The following is a 16,640-nucleotide window of genomic DNA, read 5'->3' as shown; positions in this document are numbered from 1 at the left end:
CCGCTCGTCAGGTGGTGGGAACGCCGAGTCGGTCGAGCAGGTGGCGGCGTAGCGCGCCGAAGGCCGGGTCGTCCGGCGTGCGGGTGGGGCCGAGGTCGACGGGCAGTTCCGCGGCGATGCGGCCCTCATCGAGGAGCAGGATCCGGTCGGCGAGCAGCAGCGCCTCCTCCACGTCGTGAGTGACCAGCAGGGCGGCGAAGCCGTGCTCGGCGCGCAGCCGGCGCAGCAGGATCTGCATCCGCAGGCGGGTCAGCGCGTCCAGGGCGCCGAACGGCTCGTCGAGCAGCAGCAGGTCCGGCTCGCGGACCAGGGCCCGCGCCACTGCCACCCGCTGCGCCTGCCCGCCGGACAACTCCGCCGGCCAGGCGCGATCCCGCTCGGCGAGACCGACCTCGGCCAGCGCCCGCCGTATCCGCCCCGGGCCGTCCGCGCCGGACAGGCCGAGCCCCACGTTCTCCGCCACGCGTTTCCATGGCAGCAACCGATGCTCCTGAAAGACCACCGCGGCGGTGCCGTGCACGACGCTCGTCCCGCTGGCCTCGCCGTCCAACCCGGCGAGAATCCTCAGCAGCGTGCTCTTGCCGGAACCGCTGCCGCCCAGCAGGGCCACCACCTCGCCGCGGGCGATGGTCACGTCGACCCCGGCCAGCACGACCGTCGGCCCGAACGCCCGGCGCACCGCGTGGGCGGTGAGCACCGGCTCGGCGCCGATCAGGTGGCCCGCAGTCCGCGACGCCATGTCAACATCCTCCTCTCCAGGACCCGCAACGCACTGTCGGATATCAGCCCGAGCAGCGCGTAGACGAGCAGGCCGAGCACCACCACGTCGGTCTGGCTGAACTCCCGCGCCTCCATCATCAGAAAGCCGATCCCGGTCTGGGCGTTGACCTGCTCGCCGACGACCAGGCTGAGCCAGGCCGCCCCGATCGCCAGCCGCAGGCCGAGGAACAGCGACGGCAACGCGCCGGGCAGCACCACGTGCCGCAGTCGGGCGGCCTGCCCCAGACCACAGGTGCGGGCCGCCTCCACCAGCCGCTCGTCGATGTCCCGGATCCCGGCGTAGGTGTTGAAGTAGATGGGGAAGAACGCGCCCAGAGCCACCAGGCTGATCTTGAGTGATTCACCGATGCCCACCCAGATGATCAGCAACGGGACCAGCCCGAGGTGCGGCAGCATCCGGGCCATCTGCACCGGCGGGTCGACCAGGTCGTCACCGAGCCGCAGCAGCCCGGCCACGGTGCCCAGGACCAGGGCCAGGAGACCGCCGATCAGCAGGCCGGCACCGGCCCGGGTGAGGGAGTCCAGCAGGTGGATTCCGAGCGTCCCGTCCCGGCTCAGCCGCGCGCCGGTGGCCAGGACGTCGCTGGGCGCGGGCAGCTTCTCGGCCGCCAGCAGCCCGGTCCGCGCGGCCAACTCCCACCCCAGGACCAGCGCCACCGGGCTCACCACCCGCCGCCAGCGCCGGGTCGACCGCTGACGACGGGGTACGACAGGCGCCGCCGCGGTGACCTCTTCGGGCGCCTCGACGAGCGTCGCCCGACTCACTGGAACACCTCGTTGAACCGGCCGTCGACCCGGGATCGGAGGTCGACCGGCCCCGGGATGAGTTCCAGGGCGATGAAGCTGTCGGTGATCGCCTGAAGTTCGTCGCCGATGGCCGGGGTGACCGGGGCGAGGGGCTTGGCGCTGCGGGCCAGGGCGCGGCTGGTGACGTCCTGGGGGATCTTCAGCTCCGGCGCGAGGGTGCTGGCCCGCTCCTCGGGGTGGGCGATGCCCCAGTCGGTCACCTCGCGGTAGCGCTGGAGGAAGGCGCGGATCTCGTCCGTCCGCTTGTCGACCGCTCGGGGTGAGGCCAGGACGTACTCACGGTTGCTGGCCAGACCGGTCGCGTCGGCGAGCACCTGGACCCCGGGTTGCTCGGCCAGGGCGAAGTACGGGTCCCAGATCACCCAGGCGTCGATCTGCCCGCCGTCGAACGCGGGCCGCCCCTCGGCGGGCTTGAGGTACTTGACCTGGATGTCCTTCAACGTCATGTTGTTCGCCTCCAACAGCCGGACCAGCAGCCAGTGCACGTTGGACCCCTTGTTGAGGGCCACCGTCCGGCCCTTCAGGTCGGCGAAGCTGCGAAAGCCCCGGTCGGCCTTGACCAGCACGGCCTCCCCCTGCGGAATCGGTGCCGAGGTGCCGATGACGGAGAACGGGATCTTCCCGGCGGCGGCGAAGACGGGCGGCGCCTCGCCGACCTGTCCGATGTCGATGGAGCCGGCCTTGAGCGCCTCGGTGAGCGCGGGTCCGCTCTCGAACAGCGACCACTCCACATCCGGTGCGGCGCCGCGCGCCTTGACCAGGCTCAGCCCGCCGAAGCGCTGGTAGCCGATCCGGAGCTTCTGAGCGCTGCCGCCGTCCGCATCGGCGGACCCGCCGCACGCGCTCACCGCGACAGTGGCGAGCAGCGCCACTGTGCTGAGTGCCGCCGTCAGGAGGCGGCGGTGCGGGGGACGGCTCGTCGACGGGGTGGGCATGGCGGCTCCTCGGGTCGGGGGCAGGCGGACAGCGGCGCATCGACAGGTGTCGCCGCCGGCAGTAGCCTACTAACCCGATAGGTTTTATGGGTAGGCTGTCGGCGGGATCGTCCCACCCCTCAGGAGGTGCCCGCCTCGCCGCGTGCGCCGACCGCCCGCGCTGGAGGAAAGAGCCCCATGACCCTCACCTTCCACTGGTTCCTACCCACCAACGGCGACAGCCGGGACATCGTCGGCGGCGGCCACGGCGTACCGACCGGTGCCGCGGGAGGCGCCCGCCCGGCCAGCGTGGCGTACCTCGGGCAGATCGCCCGCAGCGCCGAGCAACTCGGCTTCGTCGGCGCCCTCACCCCCACCGGCGCCTGGTGCGAGGACGCCTGGCTCAGCACCGCGATGCTCACCGAGGTGACCGAGCGACTCAAGTTCCTGGTCGCCTTCCGGCCCGGGCTGCTGGCCCCCACCCTCGCAGCCCAGATGGCCTCGACCTTCCAGCGGCTGTCCCGGGGCCGGCTGCTGCTCAACGTGGTCACCGGCGGCGAGTCACAGGAGCAGCGGGCCTACGGCGACTTCCTGGACAAGGACGCCCGGTACGCGCGGGCCGACGAGTTCCTGCACGTGGTGCGTGCGCTGTGGCGCGGCGAGACCGTCGACCACGACGGCACCCACGTCCGCGTCGAACAGGCACGGCTGCACCGGCCGCCTGACCCGGTGCCGCCGGTCTACTTCGGTGGGTCCTCCGCCGCCGCACTTCCGGTGGCGGTGCGGCACAGCGACGTCTACCTCACCTGGGGCGAGCCGCCGGCCCTGGTCGCCGACAAGCTGGAGCGGGTCCGGGCGCTGGCCGCCCGCGCCGGGCGTGAGTTGCGCTTCGGCATCCGGTTGCACGTCATCGTGCGTGACACCGCCGAGCAGGCCTGGGCGCAGGCGCAGCGCCTGCTCGACGGGGTGTCCGAGGCCGACATCCGGGCCGTGCAGGAGGGACTGCGCCGCAGCGAGTCCGAGGGGCAGCGCCGCATGCTCGACCTCAACGGTGGCTCCCGCGACGGCCTGGAGGTCGCCCCCAACCTGTGGGCGGGGGTCGGGCTGGTCCGCGGCGGGGCCGGCACGGCGCTGGTGGGCAGCCACGCCGAAATCGCCGACCGGATCGCTGAATACCACGCGCTCGGCATCGACGAGTTCATCCTCTCCGGCTATCCGCACCTGGAGGAGGCGTACTGGTTCGGCGAGGGCGTGCTGCCGATCCTTCGCGAGCGTGGGCTGTGGCGGCACCCCGACGGCCAGCCAGGGGCCGGCGACCACGTCGACATCCCCTTCGCCGGCGTGCCAGCGCCGCAACCCGCCGTGGCCCGCTGACCGGCGGCCCGCTGCGATCGGTTATCTCGCGGCGCGTCGGCCGGCGAACCGCTGGCCGACCCGCCGCGCCGCGAGGCTCACCACGGTGCTGCCGGCCGCCATCCCGACCAGCACCAGAATCCCCCCGACCACCCACAGCCCGCTGTCGTCGGTCCCGGCGGCCCGCCACGACCAGGCTGCCGTGAACGCCACGGTCATCACCGGCGCCACCAGCCACGGGCTGAGCCGCGTCCCGGCGAGCGCGGCCAGCAGCACGAGCGTCACCACACAGCCGATCACCTGCCACGGCTCGTACGGGCCGCTGCTCGCGCCGGTCTGCGCGTCGACCGTGTACCGGGTGTCCCAGCCCAGCCAGAGGAGCCACGTCCCGACCGTGGCCGCCGCCAGGAACAGAACACCGAGCAGTGCGCGCGTACCCCTCGTCGCCGTCATCCGGTGATCATCCCCTGCCTGCCGCCGCACGGGAACACGTACCCGCGCCGGGCCGTGAACCAGGCCGATCCCCAGTGGACTGTTGCCTCGGTCGGTGGCGATCCTCTACGGTCTGCTCAGCGGTGGGCGGTGCGGTCCGCATCCGACCCGACACCGCCGGATGCCCGTCGTGCGGGCCGGGATGGTGGAGTCCCGGGTCGCCCCGTCGGCGGTGGCCCGGCGGTCGTGTGACTCCCAGCTCGTCCCCTCGGGTCCTGGTGCCCGGGTGGCTCCGCGTGGAGCCGACGGCGAGCCGGGGCACGCCGACCCACCGGGAGAGCCCCGTGTTCCTCAGCCCGCACGAGCAGGATCGCCTGCTCGTCCACGTCGCGGCCGATGTCGCCCGCGCCCGCCGCGAACGCGGCCTGCGCCTCAACTACCCCGAAGCCGTCGCGGTGATCACCGCGTTCCTCCTCGAAGGGGCCCGCGACGGGCGGTCGGTGGTCGACCTGATGTCGGCCGGCCGGGCGGTGTTGGGCCGCGACGACGTCCAGGACGGCATCCCCGAGCTGCTGAGGGAGGTGCAGGTGGAGGCGACGTTCCCGGACGGCACCAAGCTCGTGACGGTGCACCACCCGATCCCGTGATCCCCGGGGAGATCCTGCCGGCGGCCGACCCGGTCGAGATCAACGTGGGTCGTCCGGTGACCACGGTGCTCGTGGTCAACACCGCCGACCGCCCGGTGCAGGTTGGCTCGCACTACCACTTCGCCGAAGCCAACCCGGCGCTGTCGTTCGACCGCAGGGCGGCCTGGGGGCAGCGGCTGGCCGTCCCGGCCGGCACCTCTGTCCGGTTCGAGCCGGGCATCAACCGCAGCGTCGAGCTCGTACCACTTGGCGGCGCACGTGTCGTGCCGGGTCTGCGCGCAGAGTGCGCGGGACCGCTGGACCCCTCGCCGCACGCGGTCACTGCCGACGGGTCAACGCGGTGAGCGCCGTGCGGCGGGACCGCTACATCGACCTGTACGGCCCGACGACCGGTGACCGGATCAGACTGGCCGACACGAACCTGCTGATCGAGGTGGAGACCGACCACTGCGTAGGCGGCGACGAGGCTGTCTTCGGCGGCGGGAAGGTGATCCGCGAGTCGATGGGGCAGTCCCGTGCCACCCGCGCCGAGGGGGCACTGGACACCGTCATCACCGGCGCGGTGGTGCTCGACCACTGGGGCGTCGTCAAGGCCGACGTGGGGCTGCGCGACGGACGCATCGTGGCGCTCGGCCGGGCCGGCAACCCGGACACCATGCCCGGTGTGCACCCCGACCTGGTCATCGGCCCGTCGACGGAGGTGATCGCGGGCAACGGGCGGATCCTCACCGCCGGCGCGGTCGACACCCACGTGCACTTCATCTGCCCGCAGATCGTCACCGAAGCGCTGGCCAGTGGCATCACCACGATGGTCGGCGGCGGCACCGGGCCGGCCGAGGGGACCCGCGCGACAACTGTCACCCCGAACGCCTGGCACCTGGCCCGGATGCACGAGGCACTGGACACCATGCCGATCAACGTGCTGCTGCTCGGCAAGGGCAACACCGTCTCCAGCGAAGCGCTGTGGGAACAGTTGCGGGCCGGTGCGGGCGGTTTCAAGCTGCACGAGGACTGGGGCACCACACCGGCGGCGATCGACGCCTGCCTGCGGGTGGCGGACGCGTCCGGGGTCCAGGTGTCGATCCATACCGACACGCTCAACGAGGCCGGATTCGTCGCCGACACCCTGCGGGCGATCGGTGGACGGGCGATCCACTCGTACCACACCGAGGGAGCCGGTGGCGGTCACGCACCGGACATCATCACCGTGGCCAGCGAACCGAACGTGCTGCCGTCGTCGACCAACCCGACCCGGCCGTACACCGCGAACACCCTGGCCGAGCACCTGGACATGCTGATGGTCTGCCACCATCTCAACCCGTCCGTGCCGGAGGACCTCGCCTTCGCCGAGAGCCGGATCCGACCGTCCACGATGGCTGCCGAGGACCTGCTGCACGACCTCGGCGCCATCTCGATCATCGGCTCCGACGCGCAGGCCATGGGCCGGGTCGGCGAGGTGATCATGCGGACCTGGCAGAGCGCCCACGTGATGAAGGACCGGGTCGGCGCCCTACCGGGTGACGGGCCCGCCGACAACCACCGGGCCCGACGGTACGTGGCGAAATACACCATCTGCGCCGCGATGGCCAACGGCCTGGAACGGGAGATCGGCTCGGTCGAACCGGGCAAGCTCGCCGACCTGGTGCTCTGGGACCCGGCGTTCTTCGGGGTCCGGCCGCACCTGGTACTCAAGGGCGGCATGATCGCGTACGCCCAGATGGGCGACGCCAACGCCTCGATCCCGACACCGCAGCCGATGCTGCCGAGGCCGATGTTCGGGGCGTACGGCGCGGCGGCGGCCGCCACCAGCCTGGCCTTCGTGGCCCCGGCGGCCCTGGACGCCGGGCTCCGCCTGGACGTGCGTCGCCGGGTGGTGCCGGTGAGCGACGTACGGTCGCGGGGCAAGGCCGACCTGCCGGAGAACAACGCGATGCCGCGCATCGAGGTGGACCCGGACACCTTCACGGTGCGGATCGACGGGCAGGTGGTGGAGCCGGACCCGGTGACCCGACTGCCGATGGCCCAGCGGTACTTCCTGTTCTGATGGCAACGCCGAGCCTGCTGTTGCTGTTGGCCGACGGGCGCTTCCCGGCCGGGGCGCACGCGCACTCCGGTGGTCTGGAGGCGGCCGTCGCCGCCGGCCGGGTCACCGACCTGGCCTCGTTGGAGGCGTTCCTGGCCGGACGACTGGCCACCGCCGGTCTGGTCGGCGCGGCGTTCGCGGCAGCCGCACACCGGGCGGCGGTGCCGGCTGAGTCCGCCGCCCGGTCGGGGGCGTTGGCTTGGCTCGACGCGGAGCTGGACGCGCGTACCGCTGCCCCGGCGTTGCGGGCGGTCTCGCGCCGACAGGGTAGGGCGCTGCTGCGGGCCGGGCGGGCCATCTGGTCGGACGCCCCGTTCGCCGACCTGCCCGCGACGCCCGGTGGCGCACACCAGCCGCTGGTGCTCGGGCTGCTCTGCGCCGCGGCCGGGCTGTCCCGTGTCGAGACCGCCACGATCGCCGCGTACGGGACGCTGACCGGGGCGGCCAGCGCCGGCGTACGTCTTCTCGGACTCGACCCGTACCAGGTCCAAGCGTTGCTGGTCGGCCTGGCCGACGCCTGCGACGGCACGGCCGCCGACGCGGCGCGGGCCGCCGATGATCCACCGGAGCGGCTGCCAGCCGCCGCCGCCCCACTCGCCGACATCCATGCCGAGATCCATGCCACCTGGGAGGTGCGTCTCTTTGCGTCCTGACACCGTTGTGCCGAGCGCTGTGCCCGCCGTCGAACCGATCACGCCGCCGCCGGGCACGCCGACGGCGGCCATCCCACCCCACGACGAGACCTTTCCGCACACCCATCCGGAGCCGGGGGTGGACCCCCATCCGCCGTTGGCGCGTGCCGGCCGTGCCCTGCGGGTCGGCATCGGCGGCCCGGTCGGTTCCGGCAAGACGGCCCTGGTGGCCGCGCTCTGCCGTGCCTTCGCCGACGAGTTGCGGCTCGGCGTGGTGACCAACGACATCTACACGACCGAGGACGCCGACTTCCTCCGGCGGGCCGGCGTGCTGGACCCGGCGCGGATCCGCGCGGTGGAGACCGGCTGCTGCCCGCACACGGCGATCCGCGACGACATCGGCGCCAACCTCGACGCCGTCGACGAACTGGCCGATACGGTCGGCCCGTTGGACCTCGTCCTCGTCGAGAGCGGTGGGGACAACCTGACGGCGACCTTCAGTCGGGGGCTGGTCGACCGGCAGATCTTCGTGGTCGACGTGGCGGGCGGGGACAAGGTCCCCCGCAAGGGCGGCCCGGGGGTCACCGCCGCCGACCTTCTCGTGATCAACAAGACCGACCTGGCCCCGATGGTGGGCGCCGACCTCGCCGTCATGGATCGTGACGCGCGGGCCCGGCGCGGCGACCTCCCGACCCTCTTCCTGTCCATCGTGGGAGACCCCACCGCCACGTCGGTCGCGGACTGGATCCGGCACGAGTTGGCCCACCACGCCGCCCTGCACCCGCTCGCCGTAACGGCGGAAACGGCCTGATGCGAGCGCTCGCCCGGCTGGTCGCCCGGGCCGACGGGCGGGGCGGCACGGCCCTTGTCGAGCTGCACGGCGAAACGCCGTTGCTGCTGCGCCAGACCCCGACCGACGGTGGTGTCGCCACTGTGCACCTCGTCGGCGGGGCGGCCGGGCCACTGGCCGGCGACGATCTGCGCCTGGAGATCGAGGTCGGGCCGGGCGCGGCCGTGCGGGTGCACAGCGTCGCCGCGTCGATAGCCCTGCCGGGCCGCGTGGGTGCCGTCTCCCGGATGGCGGTGCGGGCGGTGGTGCACGCCGGGGCCACGCTGCACTGGCTTCCGGAACAGTTGGTAGCGGCGGCTGGCTGCGCGCACCTCGCCGAGTCCCGGATCGAGCTGGCCGACGGTGCGGGCCTGCGGTGGCGCGACGAGCTGATCTGCGGCCGGTACGGCGAGGCGCCCGGCAGCGCCGTCGTGCACACCCAGGTCGACTACGCGGGTCGACCACTGCTGCGGCAGTCCCTCGCGGTGGGACCGCACGCGCCGGGATGGGCCGGCCCGGCGGTGCTCGGCGGCGCCCCGGCCACGGGATCGCTGCTGGTGGTCGACCCGTCGCGGCCGGCCGAACCTCCATTGGCCGAGGGCGGTGTCGCCCGGCTGCCGTTGGCCGGTGGCCCGGCGACCCTGTGGACGGCCACCGCTCCCGACGCGCACACCCTGCGCGCCCACCTCACCGGCTAGCCCACCTCACCGACTAGGAAGCCCAGTCGGTCCGCCTACCCCGGGGGCCGTTCTGGAGGCGGACACTGCGGAGAGCGTGATGTCTGTGAGTCATCACGATGACTCACAGACATCACGCTCTCGGGCGGGTGCAGCGCGAGGCTCGATGGCGTTCGCGGCTGGGTGCCGCGTGTGGCCGGTTAGTGTTCGCGGCTGAGTGGGGTGTCCGGTCGGGTGGCGTTCGCGGCTGGTGAAGGCGTGCGGGCTGGGTGGCGTTGGCGTCTGGGTGCCCGTGTGGCCGGGTGGTGTTGGCGGCTGGTTGGGGTGTGCGGGGCCGGTGGCGTTCGCGGCTGGTGGCGCGTGTGGCCGAGTGATGCGTGCGGGTCGGGCGGCGGTTGGACTTGGGTCGCGCTCGAGGCCAGCCCGGGCCGATTCTTGCCGCGTGGGGAGCAGGGTGAGACTGCGGCTCGCCCAGAAGTTCGGCCGGTGAGCCGGGGACGGATCAGCGGTGGGGGCCGGACGCGTCGGCGTGTTCCCGTGGCCGGGCCGGGTCGAGACGGCCGATCAGGTCGTCGATCTGGCCTACCAGGTCGGCGGCGTGCGGCACGTCCAGTTCGGCGATGCTGGCGCGGACCCGCTCGTCCAGGCGGGCGTGCTCGCGGCGGCCCCGAGCGGTCAGGTACGCCCGAATCCGTCGGCGGTCGATGGGATCGATCCGGCGGAAGACGAGGTTGCGGTCGACGAGTTGGTCGACGAGCTTGGTGAGGGTGCCCGGCGGCAGCGACGCCTCGACGGACACCTCGCTCATCGGGTGACCCTGGCCGTCGGCGAGCAGGCAGAGCACCCTCCAGGCCTCGATGCTGATCGCGTCGTCGGCCAGAACGGCGCCCAGCCGGCGGGAGAGCAGCCGTTCGGCGCGGGTGAGCGAGCGCAGCAGGTCGGCTGGCGCCCCGGGCACGTCTGACATGAAACTCCCTGGTCCGGTGGCCCTGTCATGGTAGCGAGTCGTCCCGGTCAGTGGTGAGCGCTGGTCTTCCGTCGTGGGCCGGGCAATCATGTGCTCATGTCCGCGCCGGCACCGCCGTGGCTGACCGTCGACCGTGCCGTGGTCAGCATCGCGCTGGTCTATCCGATGCGCGGGCCGGCCGGCATGTTCGGCCCCACCTGTGAGCTCTGCGCGCAGCTCGCGGTCGAGGAGATCAATAGGTGCGGTGGCGTGCTGGGCCGGGAGGTCCGCCTGGTGCCTGTCGACGGTGGCGCACCGCCGGCCGAGGTGGCCGCCGAGGTCGAGGCGTTGGTGTCGGTGGGAGCCGTGCAGGGGGTGACGGGGTGGCACATCTCCTCGGTGCGCCAGGCCTTGGCACCCCGCGTCGCGCACCGGGTGCCCTACGTCTACACCGCACTCTACGAGGGCGGCGAACGCACCGAAGGTGTCTTCCTGACCAGCGAGACGCCCGATGCCCAGTTGTGGCCCGCGATGCGGATGCTCGCCGCGGAGCAGGGGGTGCGCCGCTGGTTCGTGGTGGGCAACGACTACGTGTGGCCGCGCCGTACGGCGCGGGCCGCCCAGCGGTACGCGCTGCGCGGCGGTGGGCAGTTGGTGGGCCGGCACTTCCTGCCGTTGGACGCGCACGACTTCACCGAGGTGCTACGCCGCATCGAGCACAGTGACGCGGACGCGGTGTTGATGCTGCTGGTCGGTGCCGACGCGGTGCGGTTCAACAGGGCGTTCGCCCGATCCGGCCTGGATCAGCGCTGCCTGCGGCTGAGCACCCTGATGGACGAGAACATGCTGTTGGCCAGTGGTGCCGGCGCGACTCGAAGGCTTTACAGCACCGCGGGTTTCTTCGCCGGACTTGTCACACAGGAGAACCTCGACTTCCACGGCGAGTTCGCGCGGCGCTTCGGCGTGGAGGCGCCACCGTTGGGCAGTCTGGGGGAGTCCTGCTACGAGGGCGTCATGCTGCTCGCCGCGCTGATCGGCCAGGCCCGCACCCTCGACGTACGGGCCATCGAGACGGCCGCCGACACGGTCGCCTACCACGGGCCGCGTGGGCGGTTACGGCTGCGTCAGCGGCACGTCCGGCAGCGCATCTACCTGGCCGAGGCCGACGGGCTCGACTTCACTGTGCTCGCTCAGCTCTGAACCGGGCACGGCAGTCGGCCCACCCGACTCTTGACAGCGCCACCCGATCCCGCCCTAAGATGCTTCCTGCGTGAAGTATCTGGCCGAGGAGTCAGATCTCACCATTGTGTGCCCACCGTTGGCGGATTCGCCGTCGACCAATGTGGTGGCACTTATCCCTGCGTCTTTCCGAACGGCCGGCACCGTTTCCTCCCCAACGGTGTCGGCCGCTTATTCGTGTGCGACGCGAAGGTCCCTCGGAAACAGTCAATTAAGGACCGGGAAACACGCGCGCAATCATGCCGGTCAACGCTTTCCCTGCCCATATCCGAGCCGGTGCCCTGCGCGGCGTCCACCCGTCGATCTCGGCACCGCCCACGTCAGCTCCATCGGACCGCACCGACCGTCCTTTCGCCACATGACTGCACCGCAGGGAGAGTAGATGTCATTATTCCGGGGCCGCCGCATCCTGGCGGGTGCCATGACCCTGGTCGCCGCGGCCGCGATGACCGCGTGCGGCAGCAAGACCACCGACGAGGGTGGCGCGACCGGCGTCACCGCCGACGTCTCCGGCGACACCGTCAAGGTGGGCCTGCTCAACTCGCTCTCCGGGACCATGGCGATCAGCGAGGTCACCGTCCGCGACTCCATCATGCTCGCCGTCGACGAGATCAACGCGGCCGGCGGCGTCCTCGGCAAGAAGATCCAGCCGGTCGGTGAGGATGGCGCCTCGGACTGGCCCACCTTCGCGGAGAAGGCCGAGAAGCTCATCTCCGAGGACCGGGTGGCGGCTGTCTTCGGCTGTTGGACGTCGGCCAGCCGCAAGGCGGTCAAGCCGGTGTTCGAGAAGAACAAGGCGTTGCTGTTCTACCCGGTGCAGTACGAGGGACTCGAGCAGTCGCCCTACATCTTCTACACCGGAGCGACGACCAACCAGCAGATCGTTCCCGGGCTGGACTACCTCAAGTCGCAGGGCGCGAAGTCGGTCTATCTGGTCGGTAGCGACTACGTGTTTCCGCGGACCGCAAACAAAATCATCAAGGCGTACGCGGCCGCGAACGGGATGACCGTGCTGGGTGAGGATTACGCGCCGCTGGGCTCCACCGAGTTCGGCACCATCGTGAACAAGGTCAAATCATCCGGCGCGGATGCGGTGTTCAACACGCTCAACGGTGACAGCAACGTCGCCTTCTTCAAGGAGTACAAGTCGGCGGGTCTGAGCGCCGCCGCGATGCCTGTGGTGTCGGTGTCGATCGCCGAGGAAGAGGTCAAGGGCATCGGCACCCAGTACCTGGAGGGCCAGCTGACGGCCTGGAACTACTACCAGACCACTCCGGGCGCGGCGAACTCGAAGTTCGTGGCCGCGTACAAGGCGAAGTACGGCGCGGACAAGCCGACCAGCGACCCGATGGAGGCCGCCTATGTCGGCGTGCACCTGTGGAAGGCGATGGTCGAGAAGGCCGGCGCCTTCGACGTGGAGAAGGTCCGCGCCGCCTCGGACGGGATCACCTTCGACGCTCCGGAGGGCCTGGTCACCGTCGACGGCAAGACCCAGCACATCGCGAAGACCGCCCGGATCGGCAAGATCGGCGCGGACGGCCTGATCACCGAGGTGTGGAACTCCGGCAAGCCGGTCGCACCGGATCCGTACCTCAAGACCTACCCGTGGGCGAGCGGCCTGAGCTGACGACGCCGGCCCGGGCGGAACGCGTTGCCGCGCGCTCCGCCCGGGCCACCCGACCAGCAGTTCGGAGTACCCACCGTGACAGTCCTCTTCGGTCAACTTTTCACCGGCATCAGCATCGGCGCGGTGCTGCTGCTCATCGCGCTCGGCCTCGCGCTGACCTTCGGCCAGATGAACGTGATCAACATGGCGCACGGTGAGTTCATCATGGCCGGCGCGTACACCACCTACGTTCTGCAACAGAGCATCACCGGCGCTGGCCTGTCACTGGCGGTCGCGCTGCCGGTGGCGTTCGTGGTCGCCGGCACCATGGGTGTCCTGCTGGAGGTGCTGCTCATCCGCCGGCTCTACGCCCGCCCCCTGGACACCCTGCTGGTCACCTGGGGTGTGTCACTGATCCTGCAACAACTGGCCCGGGACATCTTCGGCAGCCCCAATGTGCAGACCCGCGCGCCCGAGCTGCTCACCGGCAACGTGGCGCTGCCCGGCGGGCTGACCATCGCCAACAACCGGCTGTTCATCCTGGCCCTGGCGCTGGCCGCTGTCGCGGCGCTCACCCTGGCGCTGCGACTCACCCCGCTCGGACGTCGTATCCGCGCGGTGGTGCAGAACCGCGACCTCGCCGCCGTTTCCGGCGTCGCGACCTCCCGGGTCGACCGGACGACCTTCTTCCTCGGCTCCGGCCTGGCCGGGCTCGCCGGGGTGGCCCTCACCCTTCTCGGCCCGATCGGCCCGACCATGGGCACCAACCTGATCATCGATGCCTTCCTGGTCGTCGTGGTCGGCGGGATCGGCCAGCTCAAGGGCAGTGTGATCGTCGCCTTCGCCCTCGGCGTGCTCCAGGCCACCGGGGAGTACCTGACCACCCTCAGCGTCGCCAAGGTGATCGTGTTCGTGGCGATCGTCGCGTTCCTCCAGTGGCGGCCACAGGGCCTGTTCACCCTGCGGACCAGGAGCCTCGCATGACCGCCGTCACCCCCGCGCCACCCAGCACCGCCGTCCGCCCGGCGCCTGCCGGCGCCGTACCACCGGGCCGCCCCGCCGGCCGCTCGCGGCTACGGACCCTGGCCGGCTTCGCCTTCGGCGCGGCGCTGCTGTTCGCGGTCGCCCCGCTGGTGTTGTCGGACTTCCGGCTGGCCCTGCTCGCCAAGTACCTCTGCGTCGCCATGGTCGCGGTCGGCATCGGGATCGCCTGGGGCCGGGGCGGGATGCTCACCCTGGGCCAGGGTGTCTTCTTCGGCCTCGGCGGCTACGCGATGGCCATGCACCTCAAGCTCGCCGACGCGGGCCCGGGTGGGATGCCCGACTTCATGCAGTTGTACGGGCAACTCGACGAGCTGCCGCTGTGGTGGCGGCCGTTCGCCAGCCCGTGGTTCGCGCTGCCCGCCACGGTGCTGCTGCCGATGGCTGTCGCCTTCGGGCTCGGCTCGCTGGTCTTTCGCCGCCGCGTCCGCGGCGCGTACTTCGCCATCCTCAGCCAGGCGCTCGCCGCCGCGATGGTGATCCTGCTGATCGGCCAACAGGGCACCACGGGTGGCACCAACGGGCTCACCGACATCAAGGGCTTCTTCGGCTACGACCTCGACGACCCGGTCAACCAGCGGATGGTGTACTTCATCATCGCCGGCACGCTGCTGGCGTTGCTCGCGCTGACCCGTCAGCTCATCCACAGCCGTTACGGTGAACTGCTGGTGGCGGTCCGCGACGGTGAGGAACGGGTCCGCTTCCTGGGCTACGACCCGGCGTCGGTCAAGCTTGTGGCGTACGTGGTGGCGGCGGGCATGGCCGGGCTGGCCGGGGCGCTTTTCGTGCCGGCGGTGGGCATCATCTCGCCCGCGCTGATCGGCATCGTCCCGTCGATCGAGTTCGTCATCGGCGTCGCGGTGGGCGGCCGGGCGACGGTGCTCGGGCCGGTGCTCGGCGCGGTGGCGGTGGCCTGGGCGCGTACCGCCCTCTCCGAGCGTTTTCCGGGCACCTGGACGTACCTTCAGGGGTTGCTCTTCGTGGTCGTGGTGGCGTTCCTCCCCGGAGGCCTGGCGTCGCTGTGGGCGTTGGCCCGCCGCCGTGACGTCGCCGCGCGGCCGCAGCGGCGCGGCTGGCTGTCGCCGGGTCGACGACGCGCCGAGCGGACGGAGGTGCCGGCGGCATGAGCGAACGCACCGAGCGCAGCGAGGGCCGTGAGCGCATGCCCAGTCAGCACAGCATGAGCGGCGAGCGGTTGGACGGATTGTCCGTCCGTGACGTGCGGGTCAGCTTCGACGGTTTCACCGCCGTGGACGGCGTCTCGCTGGAGGTGCCCGCCGGCGACATCCGGTTCCTGATCGGGCCGAACGGCGCCGGCAAGACCACACTGGTCGACGCGATCACCGGCCTGGTCAGGGCCAGCGGCTCGGTCCGGTTCGGTGACCAGGAACTGCTCGGCCGGCCGGTGCACCGGATCAGCCGGCTCGGCATCGGGCGGACCTTCCAGACCTCGACGGTCTTCGAGGAGCTATCGGTGTTGCAGAACCTCGACATCGCGGCGGGCGCGCGGCGCAGCTGGGCGACCTTGGCCCGCCGCCGACGGGGCGTGCCGGACGAGATCGCCGCCGCGCTGGAGACGATCGGTCTGGCCGAGCGGACCGCGGACCTCGCCGGGACGCTCGCGCACGGCCAGAAGCAGTGGCTGGAGATCGGCATGCTGCTGGTGCAGGACGCGCGGCTGCTGCTGCTGGACGAGCCGGTCGCCGGGATGAGCCATGAGGAACGCGACGCCACCGGCGTCCTGTTGGAGAGGGTGAGCCGGGATCGCACTGTCGTCGTGATCGAGCACGACATGGACTTCCTGCGTCGGTTCGCGCGCAGCGTCACAGTGCTGCACGCCGGCCGGGTGCTCAGCGAGGGTACGGTCGCGCAGGTCCAGGCGGACCCGCGCGTGCAGGAGGTCTACCTTGGCCACCCGGTCGACGCCGGGTCGGCCCGCACCGGCCGGGAGGCATGATGCTGACGCTGCGTGGGGTGCACGCCGGGTACGGGCGTTCTCGGGTGCTGCACGGGGTCGACCTGGCGGTCCCGCCCGACGGGGTCGCCTCCGTGCTCGGGCACAACGGTGCCGGCAAGAGCACCCTGCTGCGGGTCGCGGCGGGGCTGCTGCGCCCGAGTGCCGGCACCGTGGAGTTGGACGGGGAGGACGTCACCCGCGCCGGGCCGCACGAGCGGGTGGCGCGGGGGATGGCGTACGTCCCGCAGGGTCAGCAGTGCTTTCCGCACCTGACCGCGGCGGAGAACCTGCGGCTGGTCGCCGACGGCCGGCGCGACGGCGCGGTGGCGACGGCGGAGGTGCTGGATCTGTTTCCGGCGTTGCGCCCGCTGCTGCGGCGGCGGGCCGGGCTGCTCTCCGGCGGTCAGCGCCAGCAGTTGGCCATCGCCCGCGCCCTGATCACCCGGCCGCGGCTGCTGATGCTCGACGAGCCGACCGAGGGCATCCAGCCGTCGGTGGTCGCGGAGATCCAGGAGCGGATCGTCGAGTTGACCCGGCAGTCCGGCTTCAGTGTGCTGCTCGTCGAGCAGCACCTGGGTTTCGCCCTGCGGGTGGCGGACCGCTACCACGTGCTGGAGTCCGGTCGGGTCACCTCGTCCGGCGACGGGGGTGTCACGGCCGAGCGGGACGTCCGGGCGGCCCTGGCCGTCTGATCGGG

The 16,640-nt window shown here is 71.8% G+C and carries 18 protein-coding genes; 13 read left to right on the top strand and 5 right to left on the bottom strand.

Translation table 11 applies throughout. The features are described 5' to 3' along the window. Nucleotides 1-7: 7 nt before the first annotated feature. Genes AB0B68_RS07905 through AB0B68_RS07895 form a run of 3 tightly spaced genes read right to left on the bottom strand, consistent with a single transcriptional unit; the run spans nt 8 to nt 2,522 of the window. Nucleotides 8-739 carry an ABC transporter ATP-binding protein gene (locus AB0B68_RS07905; protein WP_357196307.1) on the bottom strand — a complete coding sequence of 244 codons (732 nt, stop codon included), beginning with the start codon at nt 737-739 and terminating at the stop codon, nt 8-10. Next, nucleotides 712-1,545 carry an ABC transporter permease subunit gene (locus AB0B68_RS07900; RefSeq protein ID WP_357196304.1) on the bottom strand — a complete coding sequence of 278 codons (834 nt, stop codon included), beginning with the start codon at nt 1,543-1,545 and terminating at the stop codon, nt 712-714. The genes AB0B68_RS07905 and AB0B68_RS07900 overlap by 28 nt, the downstream gene beginning before the upstream one ends. Next, entirely contained in the window at nt 1,542-2,522 is a 981-nt protein-coding gene (locus tag AB0B68_RS07895) for an aliphatic sulfonate ABC transporter substrate-binding protein (RefSeq protein WP_357258450.1), read from the bottom strand. The genes AB0B68_RS07900 and AB0B68_RS07895 overlap by 4 nt, the downstream gene beginning before the upstream one ends. A 177-nt stretch (nt 2,523-2,699) precedes the next feature. Here AB0B68_RS07895 and AB0B68_RS07890 point away from each other — a divergent pair, with 177 nt between their 5' ends. Beyond that, nucleotides 2,700-3,875 (top strand): LLM class flavin-dependent oxidoreductase, encoded by a 1,176-nt coding sequence (locus AB0B68_RS07890; RefSeq protein WP_357258447.1) that lies wholly within the window; start codon nt 2,700-2,702, stop codon nt 3,873-3,875. 21 nt (nt 3,876-3,896) lie between these two features. Here AB0B68_RS07890 and AB0B68_RS07885 read toward each other — a convergent pair whose 3' ends face one another. Further along, nucleotides 3,897-4,307 (bottom strand): hypothetical protein, encoded by a 411-nt coding sequence (locus AB0B68_RS07885; protein WP_357196296.1) that lies wholly within the window; start codon nt 4,305-4,307, stop codon nt 3,897-3,899. A 323-nt stretch (nt 4,308-4,630) separates the two neighbouring features. On the opposite strand from AB0B68_RS07885, the gene AB0B68_RS07880 reads away from it, so the two are divergent. The 6 genes from AB0B68_RS07880 to AB0B68_RS07855 are packed head-to-tail and all read left to right on the top strand — an operon-like array spanning nt 4,631 to nt 9,175. Then, the gene (locus AB0B68_RS07880) at nt 4,631-4,933 is read left to right on the top strand and encodes an urease subunit gamma (protein WP_030335444.1); all 303 of its coding nucleotides are present in this window, start codon (nt 4,631-4,633) and stop codon (nt 4,931-4,933) included. Continuing rightward, nucleotides 4,930-5,277: an urease subunit beta gene (locus AB0B68_RS07875; protein ID WP_357196293.1), complete on the top strand. Its 348-nt coding sequence runs from the start codon at nt 4,930-4,932 to the stop codon at nt 5,275-5,277. The genes AB0B68_RS07880 and AB0B68_RS07875 overlap by 4 nt, the downstream gene beginning before the upstream one ends. Then, complete coding sequence (locus AB0B68_RS07870; protein WP_357258444.1) at nt 5,274-6,977, top strand: urease subunit alpha; 1,704 nt, start codon at nt 5,274-5,276, stop codon at nt 6,975-6,977. Before AB0B68_RS07875 ends, AB0B68_RS07870 begins: the two co-directional genes overlap by 4 nt. Beyond that, nucleotides 6,977-7,669, top strand: coding sequence for an urease accessory UreF family protein (locus AB0B68_RS07865; protein WP_357258440.1), 693 nt, complete (start codon nt 6,977-6,979; stop codon nt 7,667-7,669). The genes AB0B68_RS07870 and AB0B68_RS07865 overlap by 1 nt, the downstream gene beginning before the upstream one ends. Before the next feature lie 37 nt (nt 7,670-7,706). Beyond that, nucleotides 7,707-8,459 carry an urease accessory protein UreG gene (ureG, locus tag AB0B68_RS07860; RefSeq protein WP_357258638.1) on the top strand — a complete coding sequence of 251 codons (753 nt, stop codon included), beginning with the start codon at nt 7,707-7,709 and terminating at the stop codon, nt 8,457-8,459. Then, a complete protein-coding gene (locus AB0B68_RS07855) occupies nt 8,459-9,175 on the top strand; it encodes an urease accessory protein UreD (RefSeq protein WP_357258437.1) in 717 nt (238 codons plus the stop codon). Before ureG ends, AB0B68_RS07855 begins: the two co-directional genes overlap by 1 nt. Before the next feature lie 481 nt (nt 9,176-9,656). Here the strand turns inward: AB0B68_RS07855 and AB0B68_RS07850 are convergent, their stop codons facing one another. Beyond that, a complete protein-coding gene (locus tag AB0B68_RS07850) occupies nt 9,657-10,121 on the bottom strand; it encodes a MarR family winged helix-turn-helix transcriptional regulator (protein ID WP_357258434.1) in 465 nt (154 codons plus the stop codon). Between the two features lie 96 nt (nt 10,122-10,217). On the opposite strand from AB0B68_RS07850, the gene AB0B68_RS07845 reads away from it, so the two are divergent. The 6 genes from AB0B68_RS07845 (at nt 10,218) to urtE (ending at nt 16,635) form a co-directional block, all read left to right on the top strand. Beyond that, nucleotides 10,218-11,300, top strand: a complete 1,083-nt coding sequence (locus AB0B68_RS07845) for a substrate-binding domain-containing protein (protein ID WP_357258431.1) — start codon at nt 10,218-10,220, stop codon at nt 11,298-11,300. A 421-nt stretch (nt 11,301-11,721) separates the two neighbouring features. Beyond that, the gene (gene urtA / locus AB0B68_RS07840) at nt 11,722-12,966 is read left to right on the top strand and encodes an urea ABC transporter substrate-binding protein (protein WP_355006684.1); all 1,245 of its coding nucleotides are present in this window, start codon (nt 11,722-11,724) and stop codon (nt 12,964-12,966) included. Nucleotides 12,967-13,041: 75 nt separating this feature from the next. Then, nucleotides 13,042-13,929 (top strand): urea ABC transporter permease subunit UrtB, encoded by an 888-nt coding sequence (gene urtB, locus AB0B68_RS07835; RefSeq protein ID WP_357196276.1) that lies wholly within the window; start codon nt 13,042-13,044, stop codon nt 13,927-13,929. Beyond that, the gene (urtC, locus tag AB0B68_RS07830) at nt 13,926-15,113 is read left to right on the top strand and encodes an urea ABC transporter permease subunit UrtC (protein WP_357196273.1); all 1,188 of its coding nucleotides are present in this window, start codon (nt 13,926-13,928) and stop codon (nt 15,111-15,113) included. The genes urtB and urtC overlap by 4 nt, the downstream gene beginning before the upstream one ends. Next, nucleotides 15,110-15,943, top strand: coding sequence for an urea ABC transporter ATP-binding protein UrtD (gene urtD, locus AB0B68_RS07825; RefSeq protein WP_357196270.1), 834 nt, complete (start codon nt 15,110-15,112; stop codon nt 15,941-15,943). Before urtC ends, urtD begins: the two co-directional genes overlap by 4 nt. Further along, nucleotides 15,943-16,635 (top strand): urea ABC transporter ATP-binding subunit UrtE, encoded by a 693-nt coding sequence (gene urtE / locus AB0B68_RS07820; protein ID WP_355006688.1) that lies wholly within the window; start codon nt 15,943-15,945, stop codon nt 16,633-16,635. The genes urtD and urtE overlap by 1 nt, the downstream gene beginning before the upstream one ends. Nucleotides 16,636-16,640 lie beyond the last annotated feature (5 nt).

It is taken from the genome of Micromonospora sp. NPDC049049 (assembly GCF_040649115.1).
Lineage (GTDB): Bacteria > Actinomycetota > Actinomycetes > Mycobacteriales > Micromonosporaceae > Micromonospora.
The sequence above is the reverse complement of the archived record's forward strand: the minus strand, read 5'-3'. Positions and strand labels throughout refer to the sequence as shown.

Excerpts from the sequence above, each read along its gene's own strand:
- AB0B68_RS07905 (WP_357196307.1), bottom strand. The coding sequence starts at position 739 with ATGGCGTCGCGGACTGCGGGCCACCTGATCGGCGCCGAGCCGGTGCTC.
- AB0B68_RS07850 (WP_357258434.1), bottom strand. The coding sequence starts at position 10,121 with ATGTCAGACGTGCCCGGGGCGCCAGCCGACCTGCTGCGCTCGCTCACC.
- AB0B68_RS07855 (WP_357258437.1), top strand. The coding sequence starts at position 8,459 with ATGCGAGCGCTCGCCCGGCTGGTCGCCCGGGCCGACGGGCGGGGCGGC.
- urtE (WP_355006688.1), top strand. The coding sequence starts at position 15,943 with ATGCTGACGCTGCGTGGGGTGCACGCCGGGTACGGGCGTTCTCGGGTG.
- AB0B68_RS07895 (WP_357258450.1), bottom strand. The coding sequence starts at position 2,522 with ATGCCCACCCCGTCGACGAGCCGTCCCCCGCACCGCCGCCTCCTGACG.
- AB0B68_RS07885 (WP_357196296.1), bottom strand. The coding sequence starts at position 4,307 with ATGACGGCGACGAGGGGTACGCGCGCACTGCTCGGTGTTCTGTTCCTG.
- urtA (WP_355006684.1), top strand. The coding sequence starts at position 11,722 with ATGTCATTATTCCGGGGCCGCCGCATCCTGGCGGGTGCCATGACCCTG.
- urtD (WP_357196270.1), top strand. The coding sequence starts at position 15,110 with ATGAGCGAACGCACCGAGCGCAGCGAGGGCCGTGAGCGCATGCCCAGT.
- AB0B68_RS07890 (WP_357258447.1), top strand. The coding sequence starts at position 2,700 with ATGACCCTCACCTTCCACTGGTTCCTACCCACCAACGGCGACAGCCGG.
- urtC (WP_357196273.1), top strand. The coding sequence starts at position 13,926 with ATGACCGCCGTCACCCCCGCGCCACCCAGCACCGCCGTCCGCCCGGCG.
- AB0B68_RS07865 (WP_357258440.1), top strand. The coding sequence starts at position 6,977 with ATGGCAACGCCGAGCCTGCTGTTGCTGTTGGCCGACGGGCGCTTCCCG.
- AB0B68_RS07845 (WP_357258431.1), top strand. The coding sequence starts at position 10,218 with ATGTCCGCGCCGGCACCGCCGTGGCTGACCGTCGACCGTGCCGTGGTC.